The sequence below is a fragment of the Streptomyces sp. SID11385 genome (assembly GCF_010548245.1).
In the GTDB taxonomy this organism is placed as follows: Bacteria; Actinomycetota; Actinomycetes; order Streptomycetales; family Streptomycetaceae; genus Streptomyces.
Window position 1 is genome coordinate 1 of the sequence record NZ_JAAGLR010000662.1, and the last position, 8,455, is coordinate 8,455.

The 8,455-nt window shown below is 71.6% G+C and carries 9 protein-coding genes; 6 read left to right on the forward strand and 3 right to left on the reverse strand.

The window, feature by feature from the left end; translation table 11 throughout:
* Nucleotides 1–472, forward strand: a 472-nt coding sequence (locus G3I42_RS20225; RefSeq protein ID WP_164287898.1) for an RDD family protein, incomplete at its 5' end; no start/stop codon positions are given.
* Nucleotides 473–529: 57 nt separating this feature from the next.
* Complete coding sequence (locus G3I42_RS37040) at nt 530–1,441, forward strand: RDD family protein (RefSeq protein ID WP_203607062.1); 912 nt, start codon at nt 530–532, stop codon at nt 1,439–1,441.
* A 9-nt stretch (nt 1,442–1,450) separates the two neighbouring features.
* On the opposite strand, the gene G3I42_RS20235 is transcribed toward G3I42_RS37040, so the two are convergent.
* Nucleotides 1,451–1,735 (reverse strand): hypothetical protein, encoded by a 285-nt coding sequence (locus G3I42_RS20235; RefSeq protein ID WP_164287900.1) that lies wholly within the window; start codon nt 1,733–1,735, stop codon nt 1,451–1,453.
* A 362-nt stretch (nt 1,736–2,097) separates the two neighbouring features.
* Between G3I42_RS20235 and G3I42_RS20240 the strand changes: the two genes are divergently transcribed.
* Entirely contained in the window at nt 2,098–4,467 is a 2,370-nt protein-coding gene (locus G3I42_RS20240; protein WP_164287902.1) for an immune inhibitor A domain-containing protein, read from the forward strand.
* 115 nt (nt 4,468–4,582) lie between these two features.
* Nucleotides 4,583–4,972, forward strand: a complete 390-nt coding sequence (locus tag G3I42_RS20245) for a hypothetical protein (RefSeq protein ID WP_203607063.1) — start codon at nt 4,583–4,585, stop codon at nt 4,970–4,972.
* A gap of 103 nt (nt 4,973–5,075) precedes the next feature.
* On the opposite strand, the gene G3I42_RS20250 is transcribed toward G3I42_RS20245, so the two are convergent.
* Nucleotides 5,076–5,660 carry a nicotinamidase gene (locus G3I42_RS20250; RefSeq protein ID WP_164287904.1) on the reverse strand — a complete coding sequence of 195 codons (585 nt, stop codon included), beginning with the start codon at nt 5,658–5,660 and terminating at the stop codon, nt 5,076–5,078.
* A 147-nt stretch (nt 5,661–5,807) separates the two neighbouring features.
* Nucleotides 5,808–7,151 carry a nicotinate phosphoribosyltransferase gene (locus tag G3I42_RS20255; protein ID WP_164287906.1) on the reverse strand — a complete coding sequence of 448 codons (1,344 nt, stop codon included), beginning with the start codon at nt 7,149–7,151 and terminating at the stop codon, nt 5,808–5,810.
* Between the two features lie 236 nt (nt 7,152–7,387).
* On the opposite strand from G3I42_RS20255, the gene clpS reads away from it, so the two are divergent.
* Both clpS and G3I42_RS20265 read left to right on the forward strand, forming a co-directional pair.
* Nucleotides 7,388–7,678: an ATP-dependent Clp protease adapter ClpS gene (clpS, locus tag G3I42_RS20260; protein ID WP_031001208.1), complete on the forward strand. Its 291-nt coding sequence runs from the start codon at nt 7,388–7,390 to the stop codon at nt 7,676–7,678.
* Entirely contained in the window at nt 7,678–8,265 is a 588-nt protein-coding gene (locus G3I42_RS20265; RefSeq protein WP_164287908.1) for a DUF2017 domain-containing protein, read from the forward strand. The genes clpS and G3I42_RS20265 overlap by 1 nt, the downstream gene beginning before the upstream one ends.
* Nucleotides 8,266–8,455: the final 190 nt, after the last annotated feature.

Genomic DNA, 8,455 nt, shown 5'->3' on the forward strand with positions numbered 1-8,455 from the left:
CGCCGGGCTCGGGCGGCGGCTGCTCGCGCGGATCGTGGACAGCCTGCTGCTCGGCGCGCTCACGGGGGCGGCGGTGGTCCCGCTCGCGAGCCGCGCCGCCGACCACGTACAGGCGAAGGTCGACGCGGCGAAGCTGAGCGGCGAGACGGTCGAGGTCTGGCTCGTCGACACGACGACCGTGAGTTGTCTGCTCGCCGCCGTCGGCGTCCTCCTCGTCCTCGGTCTCCTCTACGAGGCGCTGCCGACCGCCCGGTTCGGCCGTACGCTCGGCAAGAAGCTGCTCGGCCTGCGGGTGCGCGACATCGAGGAGCACGAGCCGCCCGGCTTCGCCGCCGCGCTGCGCCGTTGGCTCGTCTACGCGGTCCCCGGGCTGCTCGGGATCGGAGCCGTGGGCGTGCTGTGGGCGTGTTTCGACCGGCCGTGGCGGCAGTGCTGGCACGACAAGGCGGCTCATACTTTCGTGGCTCGCTGAGGTCCGACCGGCCCACGTCCCGTGGCAGGGCCCCGTCTCCCGCGCTCGACTCGGGCCATGACGAGCGCACCGCCTCCGCCCGACGACGAGGACCGCCCCGGCGAGGACCCCTTCCGCAAGCGGCAGCCCCCCGCAGGCCGGGGCGGCGGCTCCCCCTACGACCCGCCCGACGACGAACGGCCCGCCGCGGACCCGGGCCGCGCGGGCTCCCCGTACGACCCGCCCGGCGCCGCGCACCCCCCGTACGACCGCCCCACGGGCAATACGCCACCCCCGTACGGCGGCGCGAACCCGCCCCCGCCGGGCGGCGCGACCCCGCCCGGGAACGAGGCGAACACCCCGTACGGCAACGGCCCCGGCAACCCGTACGGGAACGACTCCGGCAACCCGTACGGCGGCGACCCGAACAACCCCTACGGCGGCCAGGGCCCGTACGGCGGTCAGGGTCCCTACGGCGGTCAGGGCCAGAACCCCTACGGCCCCTACCCCGGCGGCCCCGACGGGCCGCCGCCCGGGGACCCGCTCGCGGGCATGGCACCGCTCGCGCCGAGCGGCAAACGCGTCCTCGCCCGGGTCATCGACATGGTTCTCGTCGGCATCGTCGTCTACCTGCTGACGCTGCTCTTCCGCGTCTCGGAGACCGACTTCGACCACGCCGACGCGGGCCGCTCGCTCGGCCAGTCCTTCGTCGCGGCGATCCTCTACATCGGCTACGACGTGCTCCTGAGCCAGCGGCGCGGGCAGACGTTCGGCAAGCGCCTCATGAACCTGCGCGTGGCCCGGCTCGACAACGGGCTGACCCCGGACACACGCACGCTCCTCGTGCGGGCCGCCGTGCTGTGGCTGCCCTTCGCCTTCTGCTGCGCCTGCGTGTGGACCGCGATCTGCGGCGGCTGGTCGTTCATCGACCGCCCCTACAAGCAGGGCCTGCACGACAAGGCGGCGAAGACCGTGGTGGTCGTGGTCTGAGCGGGCCGCTCAGCGGTGGTACGAGGAGGCGGTGGGCCTGCCGGCGGGGGCGCCGGAGAACGGCCGCGCGGCGGGTGGCACGTGCGGGGTCCGCGGGGCCTGTGGGGTCTGCGGGTTCCGCGGGTTCTGTGGGCGCAGGGCGTAGGCGACCGCGACTCCGAGGGCGAGCGCGGCCACGCACGTGAGCGCGATCCAGACGGTCGACGTGGTCCCGGACAGGAGCAGGACGAGCAGCACCGTGAGGAGCACGGTCGCGGAACCGCTGGCGAGTTGGGCGAGGCGCGGACGTGACATGAGGGACCGTCCTGTGACGGGATACGAGGGCACGAGCCCCCCGTACGGGGGCTCTCACGGCGTCCATTCCCCGGGGGTCCCGCCATAAGCACGCAGGCGTCGGGGCACGGGGGGCGCATGGATTCACACTTCCGCGCAAGCCGGCCGGCGGCGGCTGCGCTGCCCCGCCATGTCCTTTCTGTGCGGAACGTGTGCGAGCAGTAACGCACGTGCCGCCTCCACGTCAAGATCTGGTTTTTCTTCCGCCTCTCCGGTCGAATAGCGAACCACGTGTATCCGCACGTGTGTTCCGGCGTTCACGGGAACGAGTGACGTTCCGTCAACCGGCACCGGGACCCGCTTCCGGGGAGGACAGCGCACAGGTGAGCAGACAACGGAGAGCCCTCAGAGCGGCCGCCGTCACCGTGGCGACCGGCCTGATCGGCGCCACCGCCGCGTCGTTCGGGGTCGCACAGGCCGCCGACGGCCAGGTGGGCAGCAAGGACGGCCAGAAGATCGAGCGCCGTGACCCGGCTCTCGGCAAGAAGGGCGCCGAGCACAATCTTGAGGGCCCCTTCAGCGAGAAGCAGGACGCGCAGCGCCAGGAGGCGCTCAACCAGCTTCTGACGGGCAGGAAGAAGACCACCGAGCGCGACGGCTCGAAGGTCCTCAAGCTCGACAAGGGCAAGTACGTCGAGCTGGGCCGCGAGAAGACGGACAAGATCTTCACGATCCTCGTGGAGTTCGGCGACGACGTCGACCCGGCCTACGGCGGCCAGCCGGGCCCGCTGCACAACCAGATCGCCGAGCCCGACCCGAAGAACAACAACTCGACGGACTGGCAGCCGGACTTCAACCAGAAGCACTACCAGGACCTGTACTTCTCCGACTCCAAGGACGACAACGTCCAGTCGATGAAGAAGTACTACGAGAAGCAGTCCTCGGGCCGCTACTCGGTCGAGGGCGAGGTCACGGACTGGGTCAAGGTCAAGTCCAACGAGGCCCGTTACGGCAGCAACAAGTGCGGCGCCTCCACCTGCTCCACCGCCTGGGACCTCGTGCGCGACGGTGTCACCCAGTGGGTCTCCGACGAGAAGGCGGCCGGCAAGTCCGCGGCCGACATCAAGGCGGACCTGGCGCAGTTCGACCAGTGGGACCGCTACGACTACGACGGCGACGGCGACTTCAACGAGCCGGACGGCTACATCGACCACTTCCAGATCGTCCACGCCGGTGAGGACGAGTCCGCGGGCGGCGGCGTCCAGGGCGAGGACGCGCTCTGGGCGCACCGCTGGTACGCGTACGGCACCGACCAGGGGCGCACGGGCCCGGCCGAGAACAAGGCCGGCGGCACGCAGATCGGTGACACCGGCATCTGGGTCGGCGACTACACGATGCAGCCCGAGAACGGCGGCCTCGGCGTCTTCGCGCACGAGTACGGCCACGACCTGGGCCTGCCCGACCTCTACGACACGACGAACACGGGCGACAACTCCGTGGCGTACTGGTCGCTCATGTCGTCCGGTTCCTGGCTCGGCCGCGGCAAGAACGCGATCGGTGACCTGCCCGGCGACATGAACGCCTGGGACAAGCTCCAGCTCGGCTGGCTCAACTACGGCACCGCGAACGCCTCGAAGAGCTCGACGACCAAGCTGGGCGTCGCCGAGTACAACACGAAGGACAAGCAGGGTCTCGTCGTCAACCTCCCCGACAAGGAGGTGACCACGACCATCGTCAAGCCCGCGAGCGGCGCGAACCAGTGGTGGTCCGGCAGCGGCGACAACCTGAACAACACGCTGACCCGCTCGGTCGACCTCACCGGCAAGTCCTCCGCCTCCCTGGACCTCAAGGCGTGGTGGGACATCGAGGCCGAGTACGACTTCCTGTACGCCGAGGCCAGCACCGACGGCGGCGCGAACTGGGAGCCGCTGGACGGCACCGCGAACGGCAAGGCCCTCCCGCGCGACGGCAGCGACAAGCCCGCGCTCACCGGCCCGTCCGACGCGTACCAGGACCTCTCGTACCCGCTCGACGCCTACGCGGGCAAGAAGATCGACATCCGCTTCCGCTACCTCACGGACGGCGGCCTGGCGAAGAAGGGCTTCACCGCCGACGACATCAAGATCGTCGCGGACGGCTCGGAGCTGCTGAGCGACGACGTCGAGAACGGTGACAACGGCTGGACCGCCAAGGGCTTCAGCCGCGTCGGCGAGTCCTTCACCAAGGACTACGCGCAGTACTACATCGCCGAGAACCGCCAGTACGTCTCGTACGACACGACGCTCAAGACCGGCCCGTACAACTTCGGCTGGCCGAGCACCCGTCCCGACTGGGTCGAGCACTTCTCCTACAACCCGGGTCTCGTGATCTGGAAGTGGGACACCTCGCAGGCGGACAACAACACCACCGCCCACCCGGGCGAGGGCCTCATCCTCCCGGTGGACTCCCACCCGAAGGCCGAGAAGTGGGCGGACGGCACGCTGATGCGCAACCGCATCCAGCCCTACGACGCCGCCTTCTCGTGGTACCCCTCGGCGGGCTTCACCCTCCACAAGGACGGGGTCGCCACCAAGGTCAAGGCGAAGCTCGGCGTGCCGGTCTTCGACGACCACCGCAACACCTACTACGACCCGGCGAACCCCACCGGGAGCGTGAAGGTTACTGACACCAACACGACGATCTCGATCCTGAGCCAGCCGCTCAGCGGCTCGACGATCACCGTGCACGTGGACCGCGCCACACTGAAGAAGTAATCACCGCAGGTCAGAGCATGATCGGCCGTCGCCCTCTAGCGGGCGGCGGCCGATCGCGTTTAGATGCCTCCATGCGGTCCTTATTGACACGACGTCTTACGGGGGTGTGACAACGATGACCGGAAGTGGTTACTGCGTGTTGCCGGGCGGCGATGTGATCGTCGCCCTGACCCTGCCCAGACCCGCGGGCGCGGGGTGCACGGGCGCGGGCCGTACGGGAGCCGGAACGGCCCGTACCGCCGACGCCAGCGTCCGCGTGCTCGTCCGCGCGAAGAACCGTTCGCGCGCCCTGACGCGGCTGCGCAACCTCGGCCTGCGCGCCGTCTACCTGCGCGGCAACGTCGCGCCCCCCACGCCCGACGAGATCACCGCCGTCCTGCACCACCCCGAGGGCCTGCTGTGGCGCGCGGCCCCGGACGACCCCTACGAGCTGTGGCACCCCATAGCGGCCCTCCTGCGCCCGCAGAGCGCCCTGGGGGCGGAACTGCGGGAACGGGCGGCCTGACACCCGTACTCGCTTGTCATGCTCGCGCAGGGCGCAGGGCGCAGGGCGCAGGGCGCAGGGCTGGGGCGGCCCGGCCGTCTCCCCCGTAACCTGCCGCCGCCTCTCAGGCCACCACCGGCTTCCCGCTCAGCTCGACCCCCGCCTCGCGCAGCTCGGTCAGCGCCCGGTCCGTCGTCCCGCGCGCGACCCCCGCCGTCAGGTCGAGCAGGACCCGGGTGCGGAAGCCCTCCTTCGCCGCGTCGAGCGCCGTGGCGCGCACGCAGTGGTCCGTCGCGAGGCCGACCACGTCCACGGTGTCCACGCCGTGCGCCCGCAGCCAGTCCGCGAGCGGCGCCCCGTTCTCGTCCGCGCCCTCGAAACCGCTGTACGCGGCCTCGTAGGCGCCCTTGTCGAAGACCGCCTCGATCGCGCCCGACGCGACGGCGGGCGCGAGGTTGGGGTGGAAGCCGATGCCCTCGGTGCCCTGCACGCAGTGCGGCGGCCAGGAGCGGACGAAGTCGGGATTGCGCGAGAAGTGGTTGCCGGGGTTGATGTGCGCGTCCCGGGTCGCGACGACGTGGTCGAAACCGCTGCCCTGGGTGATCAGCTCGGTGACGGCGGCGGCGACGTCCGCTCCGCCGGTGACCGCGAGGCTGCCGCCTTCGCAGAAGTCGTTCTGGACGTCGACGACGATCAAGGCGGTTGCCATGGCGGAATCCTTCGCTTTCTGCGGGTGACGCGTGCGGGGACGGTTCGGCGTTCTTGCGGAGGGCCGTGGTGGGACTCTGCCCCACACCCCACTCCTCAAGCTCCCCCGGCCTCCGGCCGGGAGGTACCCCCGGAGGGGCTTCCATTGTCAGCCCGTCGTGTCCAGGTGGTACTCCGTCGGGATCACCGGTTCGCCCCGCGACAGCTGCTTCGCCGAGAGGGGCAGGCCCTCCAGGGCCGCCTTGTGGCGGTCGCGGGCCGCGCTCATGGGCTCGCGGCCCACGACCTCGCCCTTCGTCACGAGCGGCACAAGCAGCAGGCTCTCGCGCAGCTCCGCGGGGACCTCGCCGGTCCCGACGACCTCGGCCTCGGCGGTCCCCGCCGCGTCCCTGCGCCGCGCCGCCCACTTGCGGCCCGCGACGGATGCCTTGCCCCCCACCGAGCGCTTCGCGACCGGCTCCAGGGGCGCGTCGGCCTCCGTGGAACGGGCGCGGGCGACGAGCTTGTAGACCATCGAGCACGTGGGGTGGCCGCTGCCCACGACGAGCTGCGTGCCGACCCCGTAGGCGTCCACGGGCGCGGCGGCGAGCGAGGCGATCGCGTACTCGTCCAGGTCCGAGGTGACGACGATGCGCGTGTCCCGCGCGCCGAGCGCGTCGAGCTGGTCGCGCACGCGGTGGGCGACGAGCAGCAGGTCGCCGCTGTCGATCCGTACGGCGCCCAGCCCGGGCCCCGCGACCTCGACCGCCGTGCGGACCGCGTTCTCCACGTCGTACGTGTCGACGAGCAGCGTCGTGTCCGGGCCCATCGAGGCCACCTGCGCCTCGAAGGCCGCGCGCTCGTCGTCGTGGACGAGGGTGAAGGCGTGCGCGCTCGTGCCGGTCGTCGGGATGCCGTACCGGTACCCGGCGGCGAGGTCGGACGTCGTGGAGAAACCGCCGATCCACGCGGCGCGCGAGGCGGCGACGGCGGCCAGCTCGTGGGTGCGGCGGGCGCCCATCTCGATGAGCGGGCGGTCCCCGGCGGCCGAGGACATCCGCGAGGCCGCCGCGGCGATCGCCGAGTCGTGGTTGAGGATCGAGAGGATCACCGTCTCCAGGAGCACGCACTCCGCGAACGTGCCCTCGACGCGCAGCACGGGGGAGCCCGGGAAGTACACCTCGCCCTCGGGGTAGCCCCAGATGTCGCCGGAGAAGCGGTAGCCGGCGAGCCAGGCGAGCGTGTCCTCGTCGACCACCTGGTGGGCGCGCAGGTACTCGATCTGGTGCGCGTCGAAACGGAAGTTCGCGACGGCGTCGAGCACGCGCCCGGTGCCCGCCACGACCCCGTACCTGCGCCCCTCGGGCAGCCGGCGCGTGAAGACCTCGAAGACGCAGGGCCGCTCGGCCGTGCCGTTGGCCCGCGCGGCCTGGAGCATCGTCAGCTCGTAGTGATCCGTGAAGAGCGCTGTCGACGGGACGTCCACCGGCAGGCCAAGGTCCGCTGTGTTCATACGGGGATGCTACCCCAGTTAGCGTCACTCTGACGATTTCTGGGCGTGGGCTGGGTCACGCCGATACGGGGCGTGACCGCGCGGCGCCGAAGGGGCCGTTCGTGCGACGGGCCCCGGACAGTGGCAGCATGGCCCCCGTGAGTGTGTCGTCCGTCTCCCCAGCCCCTTCGCCCGCCGCCCCCGCATCCGGGCGCGGTGCCGCCCGTCCGGCGGCCCGACTGGCGTCCCCCGCCCCGATGGAGGTGGAGCGGCCCGACGCCGAGGCCGAGTCCTTCGCGGTGACGGAGCCGGATCTTCCGTGGATCACGCTCGTCCACAACGACCCCGTCAACCTGATGAGCTACGTGACGTACGTCTTCCAGTCGTACTTCGGCTACTCCAAGGACAAGGCCACCAAGCTGATGCTCGACGTGCACAACAAGGGACGCGCCGTCGTCTCCAGCGGCAGCCGCGAGGAGATGGAGCGCGACGTGCAGGCGATGCACGGCTACGGACTGTGGGCCACGCTCCAGCAGGACCGCGACTGATGCCCGGCCTCTTCGAACGCACCCCGGACGGCGCCGCCGAGGTCACCCTCGACACGGTCGAGACCAGCATCATCCGCTCCCTCGCCGTGCAGCTCCTCGAACTCGTCGGCCCGGGCCCCGGCGGTGACGACGACGACCCGCTCGCCGGACTCTTCGCCGAGGGCCCCAGCAAGCCGCCCTCCGACCCGGTGCTGCGCCGCCTCTTCCCCGACGCCTACACCCGCCCCGGCGAGGACGAGGGGCCCGAACTCCACGCCGCCTCGGCCGAGTTCCGCCGCTACACCGAGAACGACCTGCGCGCCCGCAAGCGTGAGGACGCCCTCGCCGTCGTCCGCACCCTCGACTCCCTGCGCACCGACGCCCGCGGCAACGCCCGCCTCCAGCTCGCGGGCCTCGCCGCCCAGACCTGGCTGCGCACCCTCAACGACCTCCGCCTCGCCCTCTCCACCCGCCTGGACATCAAGGCGGAGGGCGACACGGAGCTCCTCTACGAACTCCCGGACAGCGACCCGCGCAAGCCGATGGTCATGGCGTACCTGTGGCTCGGCGGCCTCCAGGAGACGCTGGTGGAGACCTTGCTGCCCTGACGGGGTGACCGGCGCGGCGGCGCGCCTCACGAACTCGTCCGCGGCCCCGGCCGCTCCTGGTTCGCGCGCTTCACCGCGCGGTCGTTGAGCGCGCTGCCCCATGCGCGCAGCCGACGGGCCAGCGCGTGCCGGGGCTCGCCCGCCTCGTGCCCCTGGCGCAGCGGGCCCCGCCCCTCGGCCGAGGGCAGCA